Genomic DNA, 22,446 nt, shown 5'->3' with positions numbered 1-22,446 from the left:
CTGAGCCCTTTTCAACCTCACGTTGATGCGTGGTGAAGGACGACCATGGCCTTCACGATGTCGGTGATCCGGTTGGTGCTGCAGCGGAGTTTCCGGAGGACGCGCCAGCCTTTCAAGGTGGCCATGGCTCGTTCGCCGAGGCAGCGGATCTTGGCATGGCTGCTGTTGTGGCGGCGCTTCCATCGCTTCAGGCGACGGCCTCGGAACGGAACCCTGATGAGTCCGCCGGCTCCCTGGTACGCCTTGTCCGCCCAGCACTTGAGCCCCGCGTTGGTGAGCGCGTCGACGATGCCGTGATGCCGGGCGGCGGTGAGATCGTGGGTCGATCCGGGCAGGGCGGGCGAGGCCCAGAGCAAGCGTCCGAACGGATCGGTGAGGGCTTGCACGTTCATGCCGTGACGCTTGTGTTTCCCCGAGTAGTACGGGGTGTCGGCGGCGATGCGGTCAATCGGCAGCAGGGTGCCATCGAGGATGACGAACGCCTTCTCCCGGATCACCCTCACCGCCTCGTCCAGCGTCGGGGCACGGGCGGCCAGCACCTCGATGGCCTCGCGTATGTAGCGGAACGCGGTCGCGAGCCCGATGCCGAACCCGGCAGCGAGCTGAGCGTAGGTGTCGCCGCACCGCAGGTGGGCCAGGGCCAGCAGGGCCTGGCGGCCAGCCGGCAGGCGCCGCCACCTCGTCCCGATTTCTGCTTGTCGCGCTGACAGTCGTCCGGCCAGGAACCGCAAGGTTCGGCTCGACAGATCAATCGCGGACGGGTAGACAAGCACATGAAGCTCCTGGCGGACACGGGTGATCTTGGTCGAGAACCCGTCTACCAGGAGCTTCGGCGTTGTGCAGAACCGTCCAACTCGCGGTCAGTGCTGTCAGGTTGGAAAGGGCTCAGTGGCCTGCGCGGATGGGGTTCTCGGCACGCACACGGCACCCGTGCTGCATGGCGCCAGGTGGCCGGCGGCATCCCCCCCCGTCAACTGGCCATGTTCTCAATGTCGTTGGAAGAGGGCGGTTCCGTGCTTGTCGGACCCGGGGCTCCCGGTGAGGGGGCGTAGACACGGGCCGCGCGGATCCATAACATAAAGAACGTTCTGATTGTTGGGTGAGTGCGGCCGTTGCAATCCTTCGACGGAGCGCGGCCCCGCCCGCGCTTCCGCCGACGGAGAGGCATACATGTCGCACGCGCACGGTTTCGCCCGGTTGCGTTCAGTGGCGCTGAACATCGACGGTGTTCTGCTCAACGACACGTTCAGCCCGGTCATCCATCGCTACATCACCAGCCGCGGCCGCGCCTACACGGCGGATGTCGAGCGGGCCATCTTCTCCCAGCCGCAGAAGGTCGCGGGGGAGCGCATGGCCGAGGTCCTGGGCAGTGGACTGAGCGGCCCGCAGGCGCTCGCCGAGTACTTCAGGGAGCGGGAGGAGTATCTGCGGCAGCACCCGGTCACCGTGATGCCCGGAGTCGTCGAGTTGCTGACGCGGCTGCGCGCCCTTGGGCTGCGGACCGTTTGCTACGGAGGTCTGGCCAAGGACCACTTCGACCGGTTCCTCGGTGCGCACACCGCCCTGTTCGACGGCCCCGGCTACGTCTGTACCGACGCCATCCGCCCAGGACTTCACGAGATCACGACCGAGGTCTTCTCGCTCCGGCACGACCAGGTGCTGTTCGTCGACGACGTGGCACGGGTGGCGGAGGCCGCGAGGGGGCACGGCATTCCGTTCATCGGGTTCCCCACGACGTTCGAGCACAGCTTCCAGGGGCACCTCATGAAGGAGGCAGGTGTCCGCCACACGATCCGGTCCCTGGACGAGATCGACGAGGAGCTGTTGCGGACCCTCGACGCGGAGTCCGCCGCCGGCGCGCTGTGGGAGGGCTGACATGCTGCACGGCAAGGTGGCCATGATCACCGGCGCCTCCAGCGGCATAGGCGCGGCGGCGGCCGAACTGTTCGCCGCCGAGGGGGCGGCCGTCGTCCTCATGGCGCGTCGCGAGGACCGGCTGGCCGAACTGGTGACGCGGATCAGCAAGGACGGCGGGCGTGCGGTGGCCGTCGCCGGCGACGTCTGCCGACTGCCGGACGTGGAGCGCGCCGTGCGGACCGCCGTCGAGACCTTTGGCGGACTCGATGCCGCCTTCAACAACGCCGGCTTCGCCACCGCGGGCACCAGCCTGCACGAGACGGGCGCCGACATCTACGACCGCACGATGGACGTCAACGTCCGCGGCGTCTGGAACTGCCTCGCCCAGCAGATCCCGGTGATGCTGGCGGGCGCTGGTGGTGCGGTGGTCAACACCTCGAGTGTTGCCGGTGTCGCGGCGACCGGCGCCTCCGCCGCCTATGTCGCTGCCAAGCACGCCGTCATCGGTATGACCAAGGCCGCCGCAGCCGAGTACGGGCAGCGGGGGGTGCGGGTCAACGCCCTGGTCGTCGGGGCCACGAGGACCGAGATGATGCAGCAGGTCATCTCGGCGAACCCGGCCCTGGAGGGCGACTTCATGGCCGAGTCGGTGCAGCACCGGATGGCGGACCCGCTCGAGGTCGCCCGGGCCGCCGCCTGGCTGTGCAGCGACCAGTCCTCGTTCGTCACAGGCGCCGCCGTGCCCGTCGACGGTGGCGCCACGGCCACCGCCTGACCTGCGCGCGTCATCAACCGTGCGCGATGCGTGACACGCGATCCACGACGCCGGTCCCGTGCGGCATGTCCGCCGGGGCCGGCGCCGCAGCGCGCGCTCGCTCTACGAGTGGATGGAGCGCCCCTCCCGCTCGGCCCGTTCCCGGCGGGCCTGCGTGTGCGGGAAGACGTGCCTGTTGTCGACGCTCCACTGGAGCGACTCGTCCCCGCGGGCGGTGCTGCCGGAGAAGCGCGGTGCGACCTGCTCGGCGAGCAGCTCGTAACTCCGCTTCGTCTTCTCGAACGAGGCCCAGTTCATGGCGTAGACGAGGAACGTGCCGAAGCCGCCCGTCTCGTCCTGAAGGCGCTGGATGGCGGCGGCCGCGTCCTCGACGGACCCGACGATCGCAAGCCCCTTCTCGACACCGGCCTCCAGCTCCTGCGAGGACTTGACACCCTCCATGCTCGAGGCGACATCGAAGCCCGCGGCCTTGCCCCAGTAGTCCCACAGCCAGGTCGAGAAGCCCTCCCGGGCGTCGCGGTAGGCCTCTTCGCGGGTCTCGGCGATGTACAGCGGGGCCACGACACGCCACTTGCTCCGGTCCATCGTGGTGCCGTGCTCCTCGGCCGACTCCTCCGCGTAGCGCCACTGCTGCGCCAGGTCGGTGGCCGGGGCGCCGGGCGGGGGAGCGCCCCAGGAGACCAGGCTGAGGCCGAACTGCCCTGCCATCTTGGGGCTGTTGGCGGAGCCGATGCTGGAGATCGCCATCTCGATGCCCGGCTTGCTGTAGCGGGGCAGCTGCATCTTGGCGTCCTGCAGTACGAACCAGTCGCTCTTGGCGCTGACCCGCTCCTCGCCGTTGACGAGCTCGCGGACGGCGGGGATCGCCTCGCTCGCCATGCGCTTCAACTCGTCCTGTTCGACACCGAATTGGTGGGCGTCGTTCGGTGTCGCGCCGGGGCCTATGCCGAGGATGTATCGGCCGCGGGACAGGTGGTCGAGCATGATCGCCCGGCTGGCGACGTTGTACGGGTGGTGGAAGGGGAGCGGCACGACGCCGTTGGCCAGCTTGATCTGGCGGGTGCGCTCCGCGGCGGCGGCGATGAAGGTCTCCGGTGCGCCGATCGTCGGCCAGGCCAGGGAGTGGTGCTCGCCGAACCAGCACTCGTCGTAGTTCAACTCATCGAGGTGCTCCACCAGCTGCAGGTCACGGCGGATGGTCAGGTGCGGATCCTGGCCGGGCGCGTGCAGTGGTGAGAGGAAGGCTCCGATTCCGGTGTGCAAGGTGTCTCCTCGGTCGGTCTTGGCAAGGTGTGGTGACGCTTCGTCAGGGAACCGGCCCGGGCCGGTGGTTGGTGCCTCACGTCCTGCCCGGGCCGAGGGTGTCGGGCGCGGTCAGGCGGACTCGGACACGCCGGGAATGCTCAGGATCTGGTTGAGGCGCTCCTCGAAGGTCCCGGTGACGATGTGCACCGGGATGTCGAGCGTCTTCAGGATGTCGAGCATCAGCTCGTCGGACAGTGTTCGGAAGCGCTCGCTGATCGGGCTGTGGCCCTCCGGCAGCGGGAACTCGACCGGGCAGTGGACGAACACGTCGTAGCCGGTCCGGGCGTGCTCCTTGGCGAGCAGGCCCAGCTGGTCGACGACGTCCTCGAAGCCCTGGGTGCGCGGGTCACGAACCGCCGCGTCCAAGGTGGCCTTCGGTTCGGGGTGCCGGCCGACGGCCAGGCGTACCTTGCTGTACACCCACTCGTGCAGGATCGAGCCGTCCGACAGGAAGCCCTCGGGGTGCGAGGCCTCCTCGACGGCCCGTTCGGTGTAGCGACGCACGGCGAGATGGATCAGCTCGGGCTCGTTGGTCTCCTCCAGCGCCTTGGGGGTGCCGCCGGCCGGGTCGCGCATGGCGCTCCCGTGGGTGCGCTCCAGGCCGAGCTTCTTGGAGAGTTCGGTGGTGAGGGTCGTCTTGCCGTTCCCGTATGCGCCGACGAAAGCGATTCGCACGTGTGCCTCTCAGGAGTCAGTGGTGGGTGCAGGCGCGGCGCCTGCCTGGCAATTGCCCGGTGGGGGCGGTGCCGGTGGGTGGGGGAGCCGTCAGGCCGCAGTGTCGGCGAGGCGTTCCAGCTCGCCTCGGGTGTCGAGCTGCGCGTACTCCTCCTCGGCGCGGGCGATGGCCTGCTCGATGGTCATCACCTGCGGGAAGTCGAAGATCTCGACGATCCGCGCGAGGCGCTGTGGGATCGTCCCGCCGACGATGTGCACCGGAATCTCGAGCTCGTCGAGGGTCTCCAGGAGCAGCTGTTCGGCGAGCTGGCGGAATCGCTCGTTCACCGGGCGGTGCCCGTCCTCGACGATCGGGAACTCGATGGGCAGGTGGACGAACGCGTCGTAGTTGCTCTTCGTGTGCTGCTTCGCCGGGATCGCGATCTGCTTCATGACCTCGGCGTAGAAGCGGACGTCGTCCGGCATCTCGACGTTGTCGAGGTCGACGGACTCGTTGGGGTTGATGCCGACTTTGACCCGGACGTTGGCGTACGACCACTCGTGCAGGGCGGAACCATCCGATATGTATCCGCCGGGCAGGTGGCTCTCGGCGACCGCGCGCCCCTGGATCCGCCGTGTGATCAGCATGATGAGCTCGGCGCCGTTGCACTCCTCGAGCGTCTTCCCCGGAAGCGAGAGGGGAAGGAGTTCGCGCATGGTCGGGGCCGCGGTGCGCGGGATCCCGGTCAGGTGGGAGATCGCCATGCTGGTGATCGTCTTGCCGACGGAGTAGGTACCGGAGATGGACAGGTTCACTGATGCTCCCGGTGGAGTCGTGAGGGCGAGAAGTTGGGACGAACGCGGCGTGCCGCACTGCGAGTTGAGGACTCGACGGCCCACGTGAGAAGCATGGCAACGACTCCAGGAGGTGCCCAGACTCCGGATTCAACAGCGTTGGCGGGCCAGTCATTGCGCACACCATTGCTGACACCAACAGGGCGCCGGACACGGCCGGCGCCCTGTTGGTGTCATGGCCCTTGGGTCAGGTGTCTCGATGTGTGTGCTGCGCGAGCGCCGGGTGGCAGTCCTGCAGGCCCGCAAGGATCAAGTCCCACACGTCGGCCAACTCGGCGACCGGAGCCGCGCCGCTGTCGGGCAGGGCGGACTCCTCGAGCCCCGAGACGAGGTAACGCGTCAGCGCCGCGACGGTGGCGGGGGCCGCGCCCGGCTTCAACTCGTCGGCCTCGCGCGCCTGGTCGAGCAGGAGACGCACGCTGGGCAGCCAGCTGTCCTTCCAGTCGGCCTGGCTCGGTGTCCGCTCCCGGGTGAGGCGCGCGGCCGCCCGGACCACGGCATCTTCCGCAAGGAGTTCGCCCAGGACCAGCGTGATCTTCACGATGCGTGACAGGCGGGTGTCGGTGCCGACGGGCGCCGATGCCTCGGCGAGGGCGGACACGGCCTCCCGGGTGCGGGCCGCGCCTTGCACATGGATCGCGTATGCCAGGTCGAGCTTGGCGGGGAAGTGGAAGGTGAGTGCCCCCATGGTCACGCCGGCCGCCTTGCTGATGCGCTGCAGCGACGCGCCGTCGTAGCCGAACTTCGACATCTCCGCGGCGGCGGCGTCGAGCAGACGCTGTCGCGTGCGCTCGGCGCGCCGCTGGCTCGCCATCATCATCTGTCTCCTCGCGTCGAAGGATGCCGCCGTGGCCGGAGCAAAAAAACCAATCAATCTCTATCATTACCCAGGGTCATGGTCGCGGTGCAAGCCGTGTGCGGCAGGCATGCCGCACAGATAAGAGAGTGAACGTTCTGGTTCCATGGGGCGGGCCGTGGTCGACATGGACTGTCAACCTGCCTCAAAATGGGGCAAGTTGACCCAAGACCTCCGGAGGATCCGTCCACGTCCACGGGCGGGAGTCGGGTAGAAACAGAGTAACTCCTCTGTTTGGGGTGGAGAAAAAAAAGAGCAAACGCTATGTTGTTCGGTAGTGCCGCGCCCAAGCGGGCGAGTGTTCGTTGACGCGCGAAGGAGGACGACCACGATGACTGTCACGGGACCACCGGCACCCCGTGTCGCGCTATGGACGCGCGACGCGGGGCGACAGGGGGACAAAGGGGGGTGCCGGCAGAATCTGACGCAGGGCCTCGTATCCGCCAGACCCTCGAGCCTGAAGTTCGCCGAGCTCGGCAGCTTCCTCGCGGCTCGAAGGGCCGAGGTGACGCCCGAGCAGGTCGGCCTGCCGGGCGGCGGTTCGCGGCGGCTGACCGGGCTGCGCCGCGAAGAAGTGGCGATGCTCGCGGGGATCGGAGCGTCCTGGTACGCATGGATCGAACAGGGACGGGCGAAGAACGTCTCTCTCGAGATCCTCGAGGCCATCGCCCATGTGCTGCGCCTGAACGAGGTCGAGTGCCTGCACATGATGCGCCTCGCGGGATACGCCGTCCCGCGGCGGCCGCAGAACCCGGCTGATGGCGACCGTCGCCTCGCGGCACGCGTGGTCGACAGCTTCCTGCCCAAGCCGGCCTACTTCATGGACCGTTACTGGGACGTCCTGGCGGCCAACAGCACCGCGATGCGACTGCTCGGCCTCGACGGAACGAACCACAACTATCTGGAAACGCTGTTCCTCGACCCGCGGGCCCGCGACCGGTTCGCCGACTGGGAACGGGTGGCCGACGAAGCGGTCGCGCGGTTCCGGACCCGCAGCGGCGATTTCCTCGGTGATCCCCGGCTCGCCGCTCTCACTCAGGACCTGTGCGAATCGAGCCCCGCCTTCGCCGAGTTGTGGGAGCGGCACCGCTTCGGCGACGGGGCACATGTCAAGCAGGATGTGAGCCACCCCGACCTGGGGCAGGTGTGCCTGTCCCAGATCTGTCTCGACTTCGCCGCCCGTCCGGGACTCCAGCTCATCCTGCTCGATCCACAGTCCGGCGCCGTCGCGGACCGCGTGGCGCGGTGGGCCCGCGAGGTTCCGCTGTCGGGCACACCGGTCCGCGTATCCGCCTGAACCACTCCTCGGTGGCCGCCCGCGATCCGGTCGACGCGCACCACACACACCTGCCAACTCCGGAACATCCAGAAAGGCATTCAGACCCATGACTTCATCGGGTTCCGCCCGCCGCCCGGCCTTGATCCTGGCTGCGCTGGCGCTGGCGCAGCTGATCATCGCGCTCGACTACAGCATCGTGTTCGTCGCGCTGCCGGACATCGGTGAGGGGGTGGGCTTCTCCGGCCAGCAGTTGCAGTGGGTCATCGGGGCCTACGCCGTCGCCTTCGGCGGCTTCCTGCTCCTGGGGGGTCGGCTGTCCGACCTCCTCGGGCGCCGTCGCATGTTCCTCGTCGGGCTCGCCCTGTACGCGATCTCTTCTGTCGTCGGCGGTCTGGCCACGACTCCGGGCATGCTCGTCGGCGCCCGCGCCGTACAGGGCATCGGCGGAGCGTTCCTGGCCCCCGCGACCCTCTCGCTGCTCACCACCACTTTCGCCGAGGGGCGCGAGCGCAACCGGGCGCTCGGTATCTGGGGCGCCACCGGCAGCAGCGGCATGGTCGTCGGCTCCCTGCTGGGCGGCGTGCTGACCCAGGCCTTCGGCTGGGAGGCGATCTTCTACGTCAACGTTCCCCTCGCCGTCGGCGTCGGGCTGCTCGGCTTGCGGGTGCTGCCCGCCGACCGCCCGGTCGAGCGTCGGCAGGGCTTCGACCTGCCGGGTGGCATCTCCGTGACGGCCGGCGCACTGCTCCTGGTCTTCGGGCTCGTCCAGGGCCCCGAGGCCGGCTGGGCCGCGCCCGCCACGCTGCTCAGCTTCGTGGCCGCGGTGGCCCTCATCGTCGCCTTCGTCGTCATTGAGTCGCGCACCGCCGACCCGCTGGTGCCCCTGAAGGTCTTCTCCTACAAGAGCCTGCGTCTCGGTTCGCTGATCACGTTCATGTTCATGGCCACTTTCGGCGCGAGTGCCTACTTCATCACGCTGGCGCTGCAGACCGTGCGGGACTGGAGTGCCCTGGCCACCGGCCTCGCGTTCATCCTGCCCTGCGCCTGCGTGCTGATCGGTTCCATGGTCGGCGCCAAGCTGTCCACGGCGATCGGTGTCCGCGGCACACTGGTCCTGGGCCTGTCCGTCGGGGCAGTCGGCACCGGTCTCTTCGCCGCCTTCCTGGGGGCCGACGCGAGCTATGCGCAGATGAGCCCCGGCATCGTGATCTTCAGCCTTGCCCAGGGTGTCATCTGGACCGCCATGTTCGCTGCGGCCACCGCGGGCGTCGAGGAGCGCCTGCAGGGTCTGGCCTCCGGACTTGCCACGAGCGGGCAGCAGGTCGGCGCCGCCGTCGGCCTGGCCGTTCTGGTGGCAGTCTCCAACGCCGTCGCCGGCTCCGACCCGACGCCGGCCAAGCTGTCCGACGGCCTGCAGGCCGCGACGTACACCTCGGCCGTGCTCATCCTGCTCACCGTCGGACTCGCCCTGGCGCTGGGCAAGCAGCCCAAGGAGGCCAAGGAGTCCGAGCAGCAGCCGGCCGCGGCTGCTCCGGTGGAGCGCGCTACAGAGCCGCAGAACATCTGACGCACGGTCAAAAGCCGTCGGGGTGCGCCGAGGCCCGGTATCGATTCACTCGATACCGGGCCTCACCCGTGCAAGGACTGCCGCTGTGCGTATTGGTGGCAGCGGCAGGATTCTTGACGGTTGCGTCGTGGAAGCCGGTGACATTGAAGTCTGGGGCGCCGGGTTCTTCGCTGCGATGATTCATTTCGTAAGCAAGAACTTCCATTCGAAGTCCACGAAGAAACCGAACACCGCATTCAGTGTTCCGTCGCGTCGTTTTCCCCTCGCCCAGGCCCAGGAGGTACCGACAGATGAGACGCGCGAAAGTTGCCTTCTTCGATGTGGATCACACCCTGACCACATCGGGCAGCATGTCCCGGCTATTGGCCTATTACCACGCGGCATTGGGTCACCCCCGCCGGGATTTCGACGACCGGATGTGTGAACTCAAGGCCATGACGGCCCTTGGCTGTCCGCGCGAGGCGGTCAACCGCGCCTACTACGCCGGTCTCGCGGGCCTGGACACGGAGCTGATGAGCGCGATGGCGCGGGCCTGGTTCGATGCCGAACTGGCCACCGGCGGCTTCTACCACGAGCCCGCCGTCGGCGAGCTGCGCCGGCACCAGCGCCAGGGCGCACACGTCGTCCTCGTCTCCGGGTCGTTCCCCGCCCCACTGCGCCTCATCGCCGAGCACCTCGGCGCGGACGACATCCGCTGCACCGTCCCGAGAGTCGAACAGGGCCGCTACACCGGCACGTTGGACGGGCCTCCCATGATCGCCTCGGCCAAGGCTGACGCGGCGGTGAAGATCATCATCGAACGAGCGGCGGACGCCCGCGAGTCCATCGCCTACGGCGACCACATCTCGGACCTTCCGCTGCTCAAGGCAGCGGGGTCGGCCGTCGTCGTGGGAGGGGGCGACCGGCTGCGCACGCTGGCACGCGCGCACGGGTGGCCCCTGCTGCCGGGCACACCTCCGGCACCGGACCTCCCCCTGCCGAACTGGTCCGCCCGCCCCGCCCCCTGGACGAGGCCCAGCCGCACGCCACAGACCCTTCTCGCCCCAGCCCTCTATGACATGTCGGAGAGCGCATGACTGCCTGGTTCTTTCAACGACTGGAACAATTCGGGGACGCCGACGCGATCATCTTCGACGGCCGAACCCACAGCTACGAGCACGTACTTGAGCTCACCTCCCAGTGGGGGGCCCTGCTCGACGAGCACGGCATCAGGGCCGGGGACGTCGTCGCGCTGGAGGGGCCGAGCAGTGTCGAGGCCTGCGCCGGGCTGCTCGCCCTGATCGAGCGGGCGGCGATCGTCGTCCCGATGGCCCCGCTGCCCACCGCCAAGCGCGCCGAATTCCTCGAGGTGGCCGAGGCGGAGACGACCATCACCCTCGGGGCGGCCACCGCCGAGCACCGGGTCGAGCGCACGGGGCGCCGTGCGGCGCACGAGCTCTACGGCAGCCTGCGCGACGCCGCGACGCCCGGTCTGGTGCTCTTCAGCTCCGGAACGACCGGGCGCAGCAAGGCCACCGTCCTCGACATGGCCAAGATGCTCGGCAAGTACCGCGAGATCCGCAGGGCGAGCCGGACACTCGGATTCCTCAACCTGGACCACATCGGCGGCATCAACACGCTGCTGCACACTCTCAGCCAGGGCGGGGCCATGGTCACCATCGCCGAGCGCACCCCGGCCACGGTGTGCGCCGCGATCGCCGCCCATCAGATCCACGTACTGCCGACCACGCCGACCTTCCTGAACATGCTGCTGATCTCGGGGGAGTACGCGAGCCACGACCTGAGTTCGCTGCGGCTGATCACCTACGGAACCGAGCCCATGCCGCTCGGAGTGCTCCGCAAGCTCCATGAGGCACTGCCCGATGCGCGCCTCAAGCAGACCTACGGCCTGTCGGAACTCGGCATCCTGGCCACCAAGTCGCGCGGCGACGACAGTCTCTGGGTCAAGCTCGGCGGCGAAGGGTTCGCGTACGAGATACGCGACTCCATCCTGTGGATCCGCTCGGACATGGCCATGCTCGGCTACCTCAACGCGCCTGCGCCCTTCGACGAGCAGGGGTACTTCAACACCCAGGACGCGGTCGAGGTCGACGGCGACTACGTGCGCATCCTGGGCCGCAGGTCGGAGCTCATCAACGTCGCCGGGGAGAAGGTGTACCCGAGCGAGGTCGAGAACGTCCTGCTGGAGATGGAACTCATCGCCGACGCCACGGTCTCGGGCCGCAGCAGCCACATCACCGGCCAGGTCGTCCAGGCGCTCGTGAAGTTGACGCGTCCCGCCGACCCCAGGGACGTGGCCCGCCAGGTGCGCCTGTTCTGCAGCGAGCGCCTGGAGTCGTACAAGGTGCCGCTCCTGGTGGAGGTGTCCCAGGACGACCACCATTCAGAACGCTTCAAGAAGGCCAGGGCCGCGGCATGAACGCGACCCCGGTGCCGACGGACCGCCGCGTCGCCCTGGTGAGCGGAGGCAGCAGAGGGCTCGGCCGTGTCCTGGTCGAGCGGCTGCTCGCCGACGGCTGGTGCGTGTCGACCTTCAGCCGGACGTCCAACGAGTTCATCGCCCAGATGTCCGAGAAGCACCAGGACGCCTTCCACTGGGAATCCGTCGATCTGGCCGACTCCCAGGAGCTGCGCAGGTTCGCCCGCGACAGCGGCCGCCGGTTCGGCCGCCTCGACCTGCTCATCAACAACGCCGACGTACTGCACCAGGAGCTGTTCCTCACCGCCGCTCCCGGGCGGATGGACGAGCTGATCAGGGTCAACCTCCTGGCGCCCCTGCACCTGTCCCAGGCCTGCGCCCGGCTCATGGTGCGGGCGGGCGGCGGAAGCATCGTCAACATCTCGTCCATCAACGCCATCCGGGGGTACCGGGGCGTGGCCGTCTACGCGGCGGCGAAGGCGGGGCTCGAAGGCCTGGGCCGCAGCATGGCGCGCGAACTCGGGCCGCAGGGTGTGCGCGTCAACACCTTGACGCCCGGGTTCTTCGACAGCGACATGACGGCGGAAGTCACCTCGCGCAACCGCGAAAAGATCCAGCAGCGCACACCGCTGGGACGGCTGGGGACCGTGGACGAGATCGCCGACGCGGTCCTTTTCCTCGCCATGCCCCAGTCGCGCTTCATCACCGGACAGACCATGGTCATCGACGGAGGCATCACATGCTGAAGGACACCCAAGCCCCCAACAGCGCAGTGCAGCGGACCATCCTGCGCGAGATCGACAACGTACTGCTCAACGACGAGGGCAGCATCCAGTACAACATCGAGGACCCGCTGCTGACCGTCGGCCTCAACTCGCTGCTGCTCGCCCAGCTGCTGCTTCAGCTCGAGGCCGAACTCGGCGTCGACCCGTTCGCCGGGGACCGGTCCATCACGGACGTCCGTACCGTCCGCGAACTGATCGCCGCCTACGAGGAGTCCATACAGGCCGCAGGGGCGGGGGTGTGACGTGAGCACTGCCGAACGCGTACTGCTGCAGTCCATCGACGACTACCTCGGCCCGGGCGAGACCCGGTTCTTCTCCCGCGGCTACCAGCGGGCGGAGTACCGCGTCGGCGACCTCGTCGTCACGCCGGCCGATGCCCCGGACGCCGGGGTGCGGGGCACTGTCGACGTCGGCTATCCGGCCGACTGGTCCCGAAAGAAGGACGGCACGGATCTGCGGCCGCACCTCAGCACCGTCGACGCCCTGGTCCTGGGCGTCCAGCTGGCCGAACTCCACTTGACGCACGGTTACGGCCTGGACGCCGCGGCCCGCCGTCGCCTGCGGCTGCACAAGGTCGTCCTGCGGGCCGGCGGCGCGCCCCAGGAAGAGCTGAGCGACATCCCGCTCGCAGCCCGCCTGGTGGAAACCGAGGAGCTGCCCGGGCACGGCGGCCGTTTCCGGTCGGTGCACGACTGCACCGTCGGAAATCTGCGGGTCCGCTGCGAGATCGAGCACGAGATCGCCGCCCGCGCCGTGGAGGAGGCCCACCACAACAGCCTCACCGCGGCGCTCGGCCCGGAGGGGGAACGCTTCTGGGGCGGTGGGTTCAAACGCCGACACCACCACATCCGCGACGTCGACATCGACCTGCGGGACTTCTCCGCCCGCGCCGACATCGCCTTCGACCCGGAGCCCGAGGCGGCGCGCGAGGGGATCGAGGGCGACCGGCAGCCGGCCGTCTCCCTGGTCGACGCCTTCGTCGTGAACCTGCAGCTGGCCCAGGTCCTGATGTACGAACTGGACTCGATCAGCCGGGCCGAGAGCAACACGCTGTGGATGATGCAGACCGTCCTCGAAGCGGCGTCCGAGGCCTCGTGGCCGGTGGGAGCCGACTCCCGCGTCGCGCGGACCGCCCTGAGCAGCAGGCGGCTGCTGCCGCTGCGCGGCGGACTGTGGCGCAGCGTCGAGATCACCGGCGAGCTCGCGGGCATGAACCTGCGCTGCGGTTTCGCCCACGAACTGCCGCCAGGCGCTGCGGCCGCGGACTGAAGCAGGCCCGAAAGGCCTGGTCGGCGGCGCGCCGCGGATTCCCGCGACGCGCCGCCGGTCGCCCCTTGACCATGCCCCACAGAGAGACAGATGACAGTGGATCAGGCCGTACTCGACTGGTTCTCCATCAACCCGTCGGACATGACTCAACCCCCGGAACCCGAAGAGCAGTTCATCCCCGACCTACCGCCCGCACCCGTGGCCGCGATACGCGGCGCGGCCCCCGTCGAGCAGGAGCGCCTGCTCGAGGACCTCGTCTGCCAGGAGATCGGGCGTGTCCTGCAGTGCCCGGCGGAGGCGGTCGACCGGCACCAGACAATGACCGACCTGGGCGTCGGATCCATGATCGGCCTGGAGCTTCAGCGCCACATCGCCGCCGCCCTGAAGGTCGAGGTCGAACTCACCTTCATCCTGCGTGCCGCCGACACCGGAACGCTCGCCCGGCATCTCCTCGGGCTCCTCACCCCCTCCAAGGCAGGGACTGACCAGCGTGACATTGCCGATCCCGCCGCAAAGTAGCGCCGACCTGTGGATCCTGCGCCAGCCTCCGCTCGGCAGCTGTACGGGCGTACTCGACCTCACCGAACTCGACGCGACCGAACAAAGCCGCGCCGGGACCTGCCGACGCGAGGCGGGCCGACTCCTGTACAGCTCCGCACACGTGGGCCTGCGCCGGCTGCTCAGCGCCTACCTCGACACCGATCCGCGCAGCCTCAGGATGGGCAGGGAACCCTGCCCGTGCTGCGAGGAGCCGCACGGGAGGCCCGTCCTGGAGTCCCCGAGGACGCTCGTGCACTTCTCCCTCTCCCACAGCAACGGCATGGCCCTCATCGGGATTTCGACCGCGCCGATCGGCGTCGACGTCGAGAAGGTGCCGACGACCGGCACGGCACAGGTGTGCACGCCCGCTCTGCACCCGGACGAACAGCGGGAGCTGGCGGCCGCGTCCGCGGGCGTCGTCGAATTCGGGCAGCTGTGGACGCGCAAGGAGGCCTACCTCAAGGGACTCGGCACCGGCCTCGGCCGCCCCCTGGCGGCCGACTACCTCGGCGCCGACCCGGCGCGGCGGCCCGACGGGTGGGAGGTGGTCGACGTGCCCTGCGGCCCGCAGCACGTCGCGGCAGTCGCGCTGCGCACCGCGCCGCAGGTTCGGGTGCGGGTGCACTGGCTCGCCATGGAATGCCTGTACAAGGACGATCCGGTGCCGCTCGACCAACAGCGTTCCCTCCTAGCGGAGTTGGCGGCCTGAGATGCCGATCCTGGATCTCAACCCCGCCCTGCGCGGCGAGCCTGCCCACACTCTGGTGCTGCTGCACCACGCGGGCGGCTCGTCGCGCGGCTTCGCCCCGCTGCTGCCCCATCTGCCCGCGGACTGGCGGGTCTGGGGAGTCGATCTGCCCGGCCGGCTACTGGACCGCGGGACGCAGCCGTGCCACACGGCCGCGGAAGCCGTCGACTACCTGTGCGCCACCCTGGGGCCCGTGCTGTCGGGCCCGTTCTCCGTCTTCGGCCACAGCCTGGGCGCGCTGCTCGCCTTCGAGGTCGTCCGCACGTTGGAGTCCGAGCGCCGGGCCCCCTGCTGGCTCGGCGTTTCGGGCAGCCGGGCGCCGCGCCGATTCGGCGCGGGTCGCCCCGGCGCCCTGGAGCGGGCCGGGTCGGCGCACCGCATGCTGCGTCAGGTGCACGGCCTGGGCGGCCTGCCCGACGGTCACGGCGACCGTGACGCGCTGGCGAATCTGGTGGCACGGACCCTGCGGGCCGACCTGAGCCTCGTCGACGACTACGCGTACGCCCCCGGAACTCCGTTGCGCACGACGCTGTCCGTGTTCGGGGGCGAGGACGATCCGCTGGCCCCGCCGGCGACGCTCGCCGAGTGGTCGGCCCACACGAGCCGTCCGGTGTCCTGCCACACCTGGCCGGGCGGGCACTTCTATCTCTACGAGCACGCGGAAGCGGTGTGTGCCCGGCTCGTCGCGTCCTGCCGGTCCCAAGGCGCCGTCGCTTGACACCCTCTCGTCCGCACGACGATCGATGCCCTGCCGGCAGCGCCCGGCAGGGCATCGATCGTCGTGCGGTGTGGGGCCGCTACTGGCGGGTCCCGGTCCCGGCGGACCTGGCGATCCGGTCGAGGAGCCGGTGGTGCTCGACCGCGTGCCGGAAGTCGGGAACGGTGCGGCTGCCGGTGTGCAGGTCCTCACGCAGCTGGGCGTACGCGTTCGCCACCACGGCCGCGGGCCCCTCCACCCCGGGTACGTCCTGGAGGCCGTCCGGGACCGGGAGCGGCGCGAGCCGCGTGTCCTTGCCGCGCGCACCGCTGATGGTGAACTGGCCGAACTGGAGGTGGCCGAGGTTCCCCGACACCACCAGGTCGCCGTCGGTCCCGTTGATCTCCCAATGCAGATTGGTGGCCCGGCTCGACCCGCCGCGGTAGTGCAGTGAGGCGACCGCCCCGCCGGCCAGCAGGCCGGAGACGGCGATCTGGTCCTCGGCGGTCATCGGGATGCGCTCACCGGTGTCCGAGACCTGGACCGTCGGGCGCCGCGTGGCCGTCGTCGCGCTCAACTCCTCGAAGGGGGACAGGCACATGGTCAGGGCGTCGAGGGTGTGACCGAACGGGATGGTCATCAGGGTCGCCCCATTGCTCCGGTCGGCCGTGTACGCACCGCCCGACCCCACGGCCGGGCCCCAGCCGCCGCCCGAGCCGACCAGCGTGGTCGACAGGACCTCGCCCACGTAGCCGTCCGTGATCAGGTCGCGGAGGTGGCGCACCGCGGGGGCTGAGCGGGCCTGCAGGCCGACCGCGGTGCGCACGCCGTGCTGATCGGCGAGCAGGGAGAGCTCCTCGGCCTGCGCCAGGTCCGTGGCGAGCGGCCACTCGCTCAGCACGGCCTTGCCGGCCCGGAGCGCCGGCACGATCAACTCGCGGTGCCGGGGCACGCGTACGGCGATCACCACGAGGTCGACGTTCTCGTCGCGGGCCAGGTCGTCCACATCGGCGTAGGCCGTCGGCACGCCGTACGCCTCGGCGGCCCGCTCCGCGGACTGCGCGGAGGAGGCGGCGAGTGCGCGCAGCTCGTAGCCGTCGACGGCCTCGAGTGCGGGCACATGGCCCCGTGAGGCCCACCCGCCGTCGGCGCTCAGGCCGACGATGCCGACGCCGATGGGCTTGCGGGAGTCGGTGCTTGCTGTCATGGAGAGGTACCTCGCGTTGGTTCGGTGGGAAGGGTGAGGCAGGCGCTCAGTCGGCCAGCCGGCCGTACGAGCCGCGATAGAAGAGCAGGGGTGTGTCCGCCCCGTGGCCGCCGATGCGGTGCACCCGGGCCACGACCACGTCGTGGTCACCGGCCGGGTACTCGGCCTCGGTGGAGCACTCCAGCCACGCCGGCGTCCCGTCCAGAACGGGTGTTCCGCTGGGCGTGGTGCTCCAGCTCAGCCCCTGGAACTTGTCGCCTCCTCGGGCGGCGAGCCGGGTGCTGATCTCGCGCTGGCTGTTTCCCAGGATGTTCACGCAAAACCGCCGCGCGGTACGGATCTTGGGCCAGCTGCTGCTCGTGGTGGCCATGCAGAACAACACCAGGGCGGGATCCAGGGAAACAGAGGTGAACGAATTGACGACGACGCCCACGGGCTCGTCGTCGATTCCGTGCAGGGCCGTGATGGCGACCACCCCGGTGGCGAACCTGCCCAAGGTGGCGCGGAATTCATCGTGGTCGACGGGACGCTGAATTTGAGGAGGCGCGGCTGGCGAGGACATGACTCCATGGTTCGTCCGGCTGCGCGCCGCGGGCAAGTGCCCACCGGTGGTATTGGTGACGGCAACACCGAGGCCCGGTGCAACTCCCTTTCAATATCCGTAGGGTCGCACCCTGGGTATCGAGCTTCGGATCACGGATGATTGGGGGATCGACCGCAGCTATGAACATAAAGCAACTCGACGCCTTTCTGGCGGTCGCGGAGTCACGGAGTTTCACCCAGGCCGGGCGCCTGCTCGGGCTGGCTCAGCCGACGGTGACGGCACGCATCAAGGCGCTGGAGCAGATCCTGGACGCGCCGCTGCTCGACCGCACGGCCGACGGCGCCCGGCTCACCGCCGCGGGGCGGCGCCTGCACAGTTACGCGAGCCGGATCGTCAGGCTCAGCGAACTGGCGCAGACCTCCGTCGCCGAACCCGCGGGCCATGCGCCCTCGTTGGCGATCGGCGCGGCCGAGTGCATCACCACGTACCGGCTCGTCCCGCTGATCGAGTATCTGCATCTGCGTCACCGCACCCTGGGGGTGTCCCTGCGCACGCTCGACGACGACCCCGTCGCGCTCGTCCGGGAGGAGCGCGTGGACTGTGCGTTCTTCATCGGGCCGCGTCCGGTGACACCCGACGTGCGTCATCACACCTTGCGCCGGGAGAGCCTGAGCCTGGTGGCCGCCCCGAGCCATCCGCTGGTGGGTGTGTCCCTCGGCTCGGCCCGGGAGTTCGCCGCGAGCACGGTGGTGTGTGCGCATCGCTGGAGCGGTTACCAGCACACCTTCGAGTCCGTGCTGGCCGCCACCGGTGAGCCGGCCGGTGGTGTGCTCGCGGTGGGCTCGGTCGACGCGGTGAAGCGCAGCGTCGGCGAGGGCATCGGGATCGCGCTGCTGCCAACCGTCGTGGTCCGCGACGAGCTGCGGGACGGTCTGCTCGGACGCATCGGGTGGTGGCCCCCCTTCGAGGTCTACTCGCAGTGTGTCTGGCGTCGGGGCCTCGACGAGGACCCCTCCTTCGCGACGGTCCTCGACGCGGCCCGTCAGGTGACGGCCGAGGACGACCCGAGGGGCGGCGCCGTGCTGCGCGCCGCGTGCTGACGTCGACCGGGTTCCCTGCCGCGGAACCCGGTCGACGTTGTGGTGCGGCGGGTGGCTCACACGGTGACCCACGCGGTGAGCCGGTTGGTGAGCGCCTTGCGGTCCACCTTTCCGTTCGCGTTGAGCGGCAGCCCGTCCAGTACGGTGACGGACCCCGGCACCATGTAGGCGGGCAGCCGGGTGCCGAGACGCTCCAGCAAGGCGGCGGTGTCCGGGACCGATCCGGTGCACGCGGCCACGAGTTCGACGTCGTCGCCGTGGCCGGGCACGGCAAGGACGACGGCCTCGGCGATGCCGGGAAGATCGAGCAGGGCCGACTCGATCTCGCCGAGTTCGACGCGGTAGCCGCGGATCTTGAGCTGGTGGTCGAGCCGCCCGAGGTGGACGAGTTGCCCGTCGAGAAGGCCCACCCGGTCGCCGGTGCGGTACCAGTGGGCGTCCGTGAGCGGCTCCGTGCCGTCGTGGACGCGGGCGCGGCCGTCCACCATGCGCAGGAACCTTCCGGCGTTCTCGGCGGGATCCAGATAGCCGGGGAAACGCTGCGAGCCGCGCACGACCAGCTCGCCGTCCGGAGCGGGCCGGCCGTCCTCCCCGAGCACGAGGTGCTCCTGGCCCGGGTAGGGGGTTCCGATGGGGACGGTGCCGTTGGCCGGCCGCGGCCAGTCCGCGCGCTCGCGCGGCAGCCGGAACTCGGTCCAGGTGACGGTCATTTCGGTGGGCCCGTAGATGTTCTCGAGCACGGACTGCGGGGCCGCGGTCTGCCACGCCTCCGCATGACGCAACGTCAGGGCCTCACCGCAGAACAGGCTCCAGCGCAGTGTCGGCATGGAGCCGGGCCTGAGCGCGCGAAGACGCATCGCGATCGAGGCGACCGAGGGAACCGAGTTCCAGTGGGTGATGCGCGCCCGGTTCACGAACCGCACCGGCGCCAGGAGGTCCGCCTTGTCCGGCACGACGAGCGCGGCCCCCGAGCCCCAGGCCGCGAACATGTCGTACACGGACGGGTCGAAGGTGAGGTCGAAGGTCTGCGATACACGTGCCCCGGGGCCCAGTTCGTAGCGCGGGATCACGTGGCTCAGATACGCGGACACGTTGCGGTGGGCGATGGGCACCCCCTTGGGGCGACCGGTCGAGCCCGAGGTGAACAGGATGTAGGCGAGGTCGTCGCCCCCTGCCGGCGGGTTCGGCAGCTCGGGGACCTGTGCCGTACGCAGGGTGTCCATGCGGGTCGCGGAGAGTCGCACTGCCCGGACCCCCAGGTCCGTGTCGTCCTCGGTGATCACGAGGTCGAGTTCCGCGTCCGCGGCGATCGTCGCGTTGCGCGCGGCGGGCCAGAGCGGGTTGAGCGGTACGACGACGGCGCCGAGACGCTGCACGGCGAGATACCCGGCGTAGGCGGCCGTGCTGCGCGCGGCCAGCAGGCCGACCCGGGCGGGCACGCCGCCGTGCGCGGCGACGAGTTCGCCCGCGACGCGTGCGCAGAGTGCGTCGAGTTCGGCATAGGTCATGACCTCGCCGGCGACTTCGAGCGCGATCTGCCGGTCGCCGTGTCGGGAAACGGAGTGCGCGAACCAGTCGTACAGGGTCCTGGTGGCATTCATCTGGACTCCTCGTGGATACTCCGGCCCTGCAGGGCGGAGAGCGAAATGAGCGGCGGCGGGAAAACGGGCCGAGGGCGTCCAGAGAATGTTTTGCCGCGCATTCAGAAAGAGTCAAGGGTGCGGCTCCGCTGTGCGGGGCGGCGATAGAATATCGAAATGCTCTATTTGCGGTGACGGGGTCGAGGGCGGAGGCTATTCGGCGGGTGTCCCGGAGAGCGTCTCCGTGCTCTGCCTGGCGGCGTACCTGCGGGCCTTCGCACGATTTCCGCATACGCGCATGGAGCACCAGCGGCGGCTGCGGTTCTTCGATGTGTCCCAGAAGACCCAGGCGCAGGCGTGCTCGGAACAGCGCTTGAGCCGCGCGGCCTCGCCGGTGACGGCGAGCTCGCTCCAGGCGATCGCGAGGGCCGCGAGCGCCTTCCGGGGTGCCGTGAGATCCGGGTCGGGGACGAGAACGCTGTGGCCGCCGGTGCTCGTGGTGCCGGATTCCGTGGGGACGGTTCCTGCGTCGGCGGCTCCCGTGTCGCCCACTCCCGTGGTGACGACGACGGGCAGCTCCCGCAGTGCCGCGGTCGCCTCGCGCTGGAGCGCCGGGTCGGCCTGATCGCCCACGTGGACGCCCAGCTCTTCGCGGATGCCGGCGCGCATGCGCAGGCACAGGGCGTGGTCCGGTGAGTGCACCTGCGCGCCGCCGCGCAGGAGCCCCTGCTCGCGCAGCCACGTGTCGAGCTTGCGGGCAGTGTCCAGCTCGTCGGTCCCCTCCTCCACGTCGAGCGTGTTGGCGAACGCCTGGACCAGCTGGGCGGATGCCGGGGCGTCGAGCATGAGCCACCTCCCTGGGAAGGGGGCCAGTCTACACGCGACTAACCGGCTATCGCTTTGACCGGGTAGCGGCGGAGTGGCTTCCGTGCCAGACTCGGTCGGGCGAGATTCACCAGCAAAACCGTTTAGACGGTTAGGGGAGACTGATGAGTGAACACAGCGTCGACACCGCGAAGGCGCCGGTGGCGCTCTCCGACCCGCCGCCGGAGCCCGGGCCCGCGCCCTCCGTGCCGCACCCCAACGCCCGCCGCGGCACCCGCAACACCGTCGTCCTCCTCGTCTTCACGGCGATCACCAATCTCGCCGACGGCGTCACCAAGATCGCCCTGCCGCTCATGGCGACCCAGGTCTCCGGCTCCCCGGCCCAGGTCTCCGCGGTGTCGCTCACGCTGTCCCTGCCGTGGCTGCTGGCCGCGCTGCACGTCGGTGTCCTGGTGGACCGCCTCGACCGGCGCCGACTGCTGTGGGGCGCCAATGCGCTGCGGCTGAGCGCGCTCGGCTCGCTGATGCCGCTCGCGGCCGCCGATGCCGTCACCATCCCGGTGCTCTGCGCCGCGGGCGCGGTGCTCGGAATCGCCGAAGTCATCGCCCTGACCTCGGCCACCGCCCTGATTCCGGCGCTGACCCCGCCGGAGGGCAGGGAGCGGGCCAATACGTGGATCGCCGGCGCGGAGACGGTCTGCAACGAGTTCGCGGGCCCCTTCGTCGGCGGTCTGCTCCTGGCGGCGGGCACCGGCATCGCCCTCGGTACGACCTGGGTGTCCTACCTGGCCGCATCGCTCGTCGTGATCCTGCTGGTCGGCCGGTTCCGCGCCGTCCGGCACGACAGCGAGCGAGGTGCGCCCGCGGCCGTGCGGGTACAGATCGGCGAGGGTCTGCGCTACCTGTGGCAGCACGTGCTGCTGCGCACCATGGCCCTCATCCTGACCGTGCTGTGCGCGTGCTGGGGTGCCTGGCTCGCGCTGATGCCGCTGTTCGCCACGTCCGTGATGCACCTGAACTCGCGCGAGTACGGCACGCTGCTGAGCGCCCTGGGGGTCGGTGGCCTGGCCGGCGCGCTGGCCATCACCTGGTTGAACCGCTTCTTCGGGCGCCGCTGGGTGATGTTCGCCGACCTGTTCGGCACCTTCGCGATGATGGCCGTACCCGCGCTGACGACCAATCTGTGGGCCGTGGCGGCCGCCGCCTTCATGGGCGGCATGGGCGGCACCCTGTGGACGGTGAATGCGCGGACCCTGGCGCAGCGCCTGGTGCCCGACGACATGCTCGGCCGGTTCGGTTCCGTCAGCCGCCTCTTCAGCTGGGGCGCCATGCCCGTGGGTGCGGGGATCATGGGCCTGCTCGCCGAGTGGTTCGGTCTGCGACTCGCCTTCGGCGTCTTCGCCGTGTCCGTCGCCCTCACCGTTCCGCCGTTCCTGCGCATCCTGACGCGGCCCGTCCTGACGGAGGCGTTCGGCGACCCGCGCTCCTGAGACGGGCCGGTACGCGGGCGGCGCGTCGCCCAAGCAGCAAAGAGGAGGCCGGGCAACCGGCCTCCTTTTTGTCATTGAATTCCTTGATGAAATC

Annotated in this window: 23 protein-coding genes; 14 read left to right on the top strand and 9 right to left on the bottom strand. The window is 69.7% G+C overall.

The window, feature by feature from the left end:
- Positions 1 to 17 precede the first annotated feature (17 nt).
- On the bottom strand, positions 18 to 773 hold the full coding sequence (locus tag ACFYWS_RS28550) for a transposase family protein (RefSeq protein WP_389281180.1): 756 nt from the start codon (positions 771 to 773) through the stop codon (positions 18 to 20).
- Between the two features lie 397 nt (positions 774 to 1,170).
- Between ACFYWS_RS28550 and ACFYWS_RS28545 the strand changes: the two genes are divergently transcribed.
- Complete coding sequence (locus ACFYWS_RS28545; protein WP_389281179.1) at positions 1,171 to 1,875, top strand: HAD family hydrolase; 705 nt, start codon at positions 1,171 to 1,173, stop codon at positions 1,873 to 1,875.
- A 1-nt stretch (position 1,876) separates the two neighbouring features.
- Complete coding sequence (locus tag ACFYWS_RS28540) at positions 1,877 to 2,632, top strand: SDR family NAD(P)-dependent oxidoreductase (protein WP_389281177.1); 756 nt, start codon at positions 1,877 to 1,879, stop codon at positions 2,630 to 2,632.
- A 102-nt stretch (positions 2,633 to 2,734) separates the two neighbouring features.
- On the opposite strand, the gene ACFYWS_RS28535 is transcribed toward ACFYWS_RS28540, so the two are convergent.
- From ACFYWS_RS28535 to ACFYWS_RS28520, 4 genes are all read right to left on the bottom strand, one after another.
- Positions 2,735 to 3,895, bottom strand: a complete 1,161-nt coding sequence (locus tag ACFYWS_RS28535; RefSeq protein WP_389281176.1) for an LLM class flavin-dependent oxidoreductase — start codon at positions 3,893 to 3,895, stop codon at positions 2,735 to 2,737.
- Positions 3,896 to 4,006: 111 nt separating this feature from the next.
- Positions 4,007 to 4,612, bottom strand: coding sequence for an AAA family ATPase (locus ACFYWS_RS28530; RefSeq protein ID WP_389281174.1), 606 nt, complete (start codon positions 4,610 to 4,612; stop codon positions 4,007 to 4,009).
- Between the two features lie 90 nt (positions 4,613 to 4,702).
- Entirely contained in the window at positions 4,703 to 5,407 is a 705-nt protein-coding gene (locus ACFYWS_RS28525; RefSeq protein ID WP_389281173.1) for an AAA family ATPase, read from the bottom strand.
- 226 nt (positions 5,408 to 5,633) lie between these two features.
- A complete protein-coding gene (locus tag ACFYWS_RS28520) occupies positions 5,634 to 6,266 on the bottom strand; it encodes a TetR family transcriptional regulator (protein ID WP_389281171.1) in 633 nt (210 codons plus the stop codon).
- Positions 6,267 to 6,723: 457 nt separating this feature from the next.
- Here ACFYWS_RS28520 and ACFYWS_RS28515 point away from each other — a divergent pair, with 457 nt between their 5' ends.
- From ACFYWS_RS28515 to ACFYWS_RS28470, 10 genes are all read left to right on the top strand, one after another.
- The gene (locus tag ACFYWS_RS28515) at positions 6,724 to 7,599 is read left to right on the top strand and encodes a helix-turn-helix domain-containing protein (protein WP_389281553.1); all 876 of its coding nucleotides are present in this window, start codon (positions 6,724 to 6,726) and stop codon (positions 7,597 to 7,599) included.
- A gap of 88 nt (positions 7,600 to 7,687) precedes the next feature.
- Positions 7,688 to 9,148 carry an MFS transporter gene (locus tag ACFYWS_RS28510; RefSeq protein WP_389281169.1) on the top strand — a complete coding sequence of 487 codons (1,461 nt, stop codon included), beginning with the start codon at positions 7,688 to 7,690 and terminating at the stop codon, positions 9,146 to 9,148.
- A 290-nt stretch (positions 9,149 to 9,438) separates the two neighbouring features.
- On the top strand, positions 9,439 to 10,224 hold the full coding sequence (locus ACFYWS_RS28505) for an HAD-IB family hydrolase (protein ID WP_389281168.1): 786 nt from the start codon (positions 9,439 to 9,441) through the stop codon (positions 10,222 to 10,224).
- The gene (locus tag ACFYWS_RS28500; protein WP_389281166.1) at positions 10,221 to 11,567 is read left to right on the top strand and encodes a class I adenylate-forming enzyme family protein; all 1,347 of its coding nucleotides are present in this window, start codon (positions 10,221 to 10,223) and stop codon (positions 11,565 to 11,567) included. The genes ACFYWS_RS28505 and ACFYWS_RS28500 overlap by 4 nt, the downstream gene beginning before the upstream one ends.
- Complete coding sequence (locus ACFYWS_RS28495; RefSeq protein WP_389281165.1) at positions 11,564 to 12,313, top strand: SDR family NAD(P)-dependent oxidoreductase; 750 nt, start codon at positions 11,564 to 11,566, stop codon at positions 12,311 to 12,313. Before ACFYWS_RS28500 ends, ACFYWS_RS28495 begins: the two co-directional genes overlap by 4 nt.
- On the top strand, positions 12,307 to 12,594 hold the full coding sequence (locus ACFYWS_RS28490; protein ID WP_389281163.1) for a phosphopantetheine-binding protein: 288 nt from the start codon (positions 12,307 to 12,309) through the stop codon (positions 12,592 to 12,594). Before ACFYWS_RS28495 ends, ACFYWS_RS28490 begins: the two co-directional genes overlap by 7 nt.
- Position 12,595: 1 nt before the next feature.
- Complete coding sequence (locus ACFYWS_RS28485; RefSeq protein ID WP_389281161.1) at positions 12,596 to 13,621, top strand: AvrD family protein; 1,026 nt, start codon at positions 12,596 to 12,598, stop codon at positions 13,619 to 13,621.
- Between the two features lie 90 nt (positions 13,622 to 13,711).
- Entirely contained in the window at positions 13,712 to 14,140 is a 429-nt protein-coding gene (locus ACFYWS_RS28480) for an acyl carrier protein (protein ID WP_389281160.1), read from the top strand.
- Entirely contained in the window at positions 14,112 to 14,870 is a 759-nt protein-coding gene (locus ACFYWS_RS28475) for a 4'-phosphopantetheinyl transferase family protein (RefSeq protein WP_389281159.1), read from the top strand. Before ACFYWS_RS28480 ends, ACFYWS_RS28475 begins: the two co-directional genes overlap by 29 nt.
- Before the next feature lies 1 nt (position 14,871).
- Entirely contained in the window at positions 14,872 to 15,627 is a 756-nt protein-coding gene (locus tag ACFYWS_RS28470) for a thioesterase II family protein (RefSeq protein WP_389281157.1), read from the top strand.
- Positions 15,628 to 15,706: 79 nt separating this feature from the next.
- Here the strand turns inward: ACFYWS_RS28470 and ACFYWS_RS28465 are convergent, their stop codons facing one another.
- On the bottom strand, positions 15,707 to 16,813 hold the full coding sequence (locus ACFYWS_RS28465; protein WP_389281155.1) for a Gfo/Idh/MocA family protein: 1,107 nt from the start codon (positions 16,811 to 16,813) through the stop codon (positions 15,707 to 15,709).
- 46 nt (positions 16,814 to 16,859) lie between these two features.
- Positions 16,860 to 17,375 (bottom strand): flavin reductase family protein, encoded by a 516-nt coding sequence (locus tag ACFYWS_RS28460; RefSeq protein ID WP_389281153.1) that lies wholly within the window; start codon positions 17,373 to 17,375, stop codon positions 16,860 to 16,862.
- A 161-nt stretch (positions 17,376 to 17,536) separates the two neighbouring features.
- On the opposite strand from ACFYWS_RS28460, the gene ACFYWS_RS28455 reads away from it, so the two are divergent.
- The gene (locus ACFYWS_RS28455) at positions 17,537 to 18,457 is read left to right on the top strand and encodes a LysR family transcriptional regulator (RefSeq protein WP_389281151.1); all 921 of its coding nucleotides are present in this window, start codon (positions 17,537 to 17,539) and stop codon (positions 18,455 to 18,457) included.
- A gap of 56 nt (positions 18,458 to 18,513) precedes the next feature.
- On the opposite strand, the gene ACFYWS_RS28450 is transcribed toward ACFYWS_RS28455, so the two are convergent.
- Together ACFYWS_RS28450 and ACFYWS_RS28445 are read right to left on the bottom strand one after the other, a co-directional pair.
- Positions 18,514 to 20,058 (bottom strand): amino acid adenylation domain-containing protein, encoded by a 1,545-nt coding sequence (locus ACFYWS_RS28450; RefSeq protein WP_389281149.1) that lies wholly within the window; start codon positions 20,056 to 20,058, stop codon positions 18,514 to 18,516.
- Between the two features lie 192 nt (positions 20,059 to 20,250).
- Positions 20,251 to 20,883 (bottom strand): CGNR zinc finger domain-containing protein, encoded by a 633-nt coding sequence (locus ACFYWS_RS28445; RefSeq protein ID WP_389281147.1) that lies wholly within the window; start codon positions 20,881 to 20,883, stop codon positions 20,251 to 20,253.
- Positions 20,884 to 21,026: 143 nt separating this feature from the next.
- Between ACFYWS_RS28445 and ACFYWS_RS28440 the strand changes: the two genes are divergently transcribed.
- On the top strand, positions 21,027 to 22,352 hold the full coding sequence (locus tag ACFYWS_RS28440) for an MFS transporter (RefSeq protein WP_389281145.1): 1,326 nt from the start codon (positions 21,027 to 21,029) through the stop codon (positions 22,350 to 22,352).
- Positions 22,353 to 22,446: the final 94 nt, after the last annotated feature.

It is taken from the genome of Streptomyces sp. NPDC002795, assembly GCF_042888725.1.
In the GTDB taxonomy this organism is placed as follows: domain Bacteria; phylum Actinomycetota; class Actinomycetes; order Streptomycetales; family Streptomycetaceae; genus Streptomyces.
Note: the sequence above shows the minus strand (reverse complement) of the source record. Positions and strands in the feature narration are given on the sequence as shown.

Coding starts and splice junctions, on each gene's coding strand:
- ACFYWS_RS28465 (WP_389281155.1), bottom strand. CDS start 16,813: ATGACAGCAAGCACCGACTCCCGCAAGCCCATCGGCGTCGGCATCGTC.
- ACFYWS_RS28500 (WP_389281166.1), top strand. CDS start 10,221: ATGACTGCCTGGTTCTTTCAACGACTGGAACAATTCGGGGACGCCGAC.
- ACFYWS_RS28545 (WP_389281179.1), top strand. CDS start 1,171: ATGTCGCACGCGCACGGTTTCGCCCGGTTGCGTTCAGTGGCGCTGAAC.
- ACFYWS_RS28450 (WP_389281149.1), bottom strand. CDS start 20,058: ATGAATGCCACCAGGACCCTGTACGACTGGTTCGCGCACTCCGTTTCC.
- ACFYWS_RS28460 (WP_389281153.1), bottom strand. CDS start 17,375: ATGTCCTCGCCAGCCGCGCCTCCTCAAATTCAGCGTCCCGTCGACCAC.
- ACFYWS_RS28440 (WP_389281145.1), top strand. CDS start 21,027: ATGAGTGAACACAGCGTCGACACCGCGAAGGCGCCGGTGGCGCTCTCC.
- ACFYWS_RS28490 (WP_389281163.1), top strand. CDS start 12,307: ATGCTGAAGGACACCCAAGCCCCCAACAGCGCAGTGCAGCGGACCATC.
- ACFYWS_RS28470 (WP_389281157.1), top strand. CDS start 14,872: ATGCCGATCCTGGATCTCAACCCCGCCCTGCGCGGCGAGCCTGCCCAC.
- ACFYWS_RS28540 (WP_389281177.1), top strand. CDS start 1,877: ATGCTGCACGGCAAGGTGGCCATGATCACCGGCGCCTCCAGCGGCATA.
- ACFYWS_RS28495 (WP_389281165.1), top strand. CDS start 11,564: ATGAACGCGACCCCGGTGCCGACGGACCGCCGCGTCGCCCTGGTGAGC.
- ACFYWS_RS28480 (WP_389281160.1), top strand. CDS start 13,712: ATGACAGTGGATCAGGCCGTACTCGACTGGTTCTCCATCAACCCGTCG.
- ACFYWS_RS28505 (WP_389281168.1), top strand. CDS start 9,439: ATGAGACGCGCGAAAGTTGCCTTCTTCGATGTGGATCACACCCTGACC.
- ACFYWS_RS28455 (WP_389281151.1), top strand. CDS start 17,537: ATGAACATAAAGCAACTCGACGCCTTTCTGGCGGTCGCGGAGTCACGG.
- ACFYWS_RS28445 (WP_389281147.1), bottom strand. CDS start 20,883: ATGCTCGACGCCCCGGCATCCGCCCAGCTGGTCCAGGCGTTCGCCAAC.
- ACFYWS_RS28520 (WP_389281171.1), bottom strand. CDS start 6,266: ATGATGATGGCGAGCCAGCGGCGCGCCGAGCGCACGCGACAGCGTCTG.
- ACFYWS_RS28510 (WP_389281169.1), top strand. CDS start 7,688: ATGACTTCATCGGGTTCCGCCCGCCGCCCGGCCTTGATCCTGGCTGCG.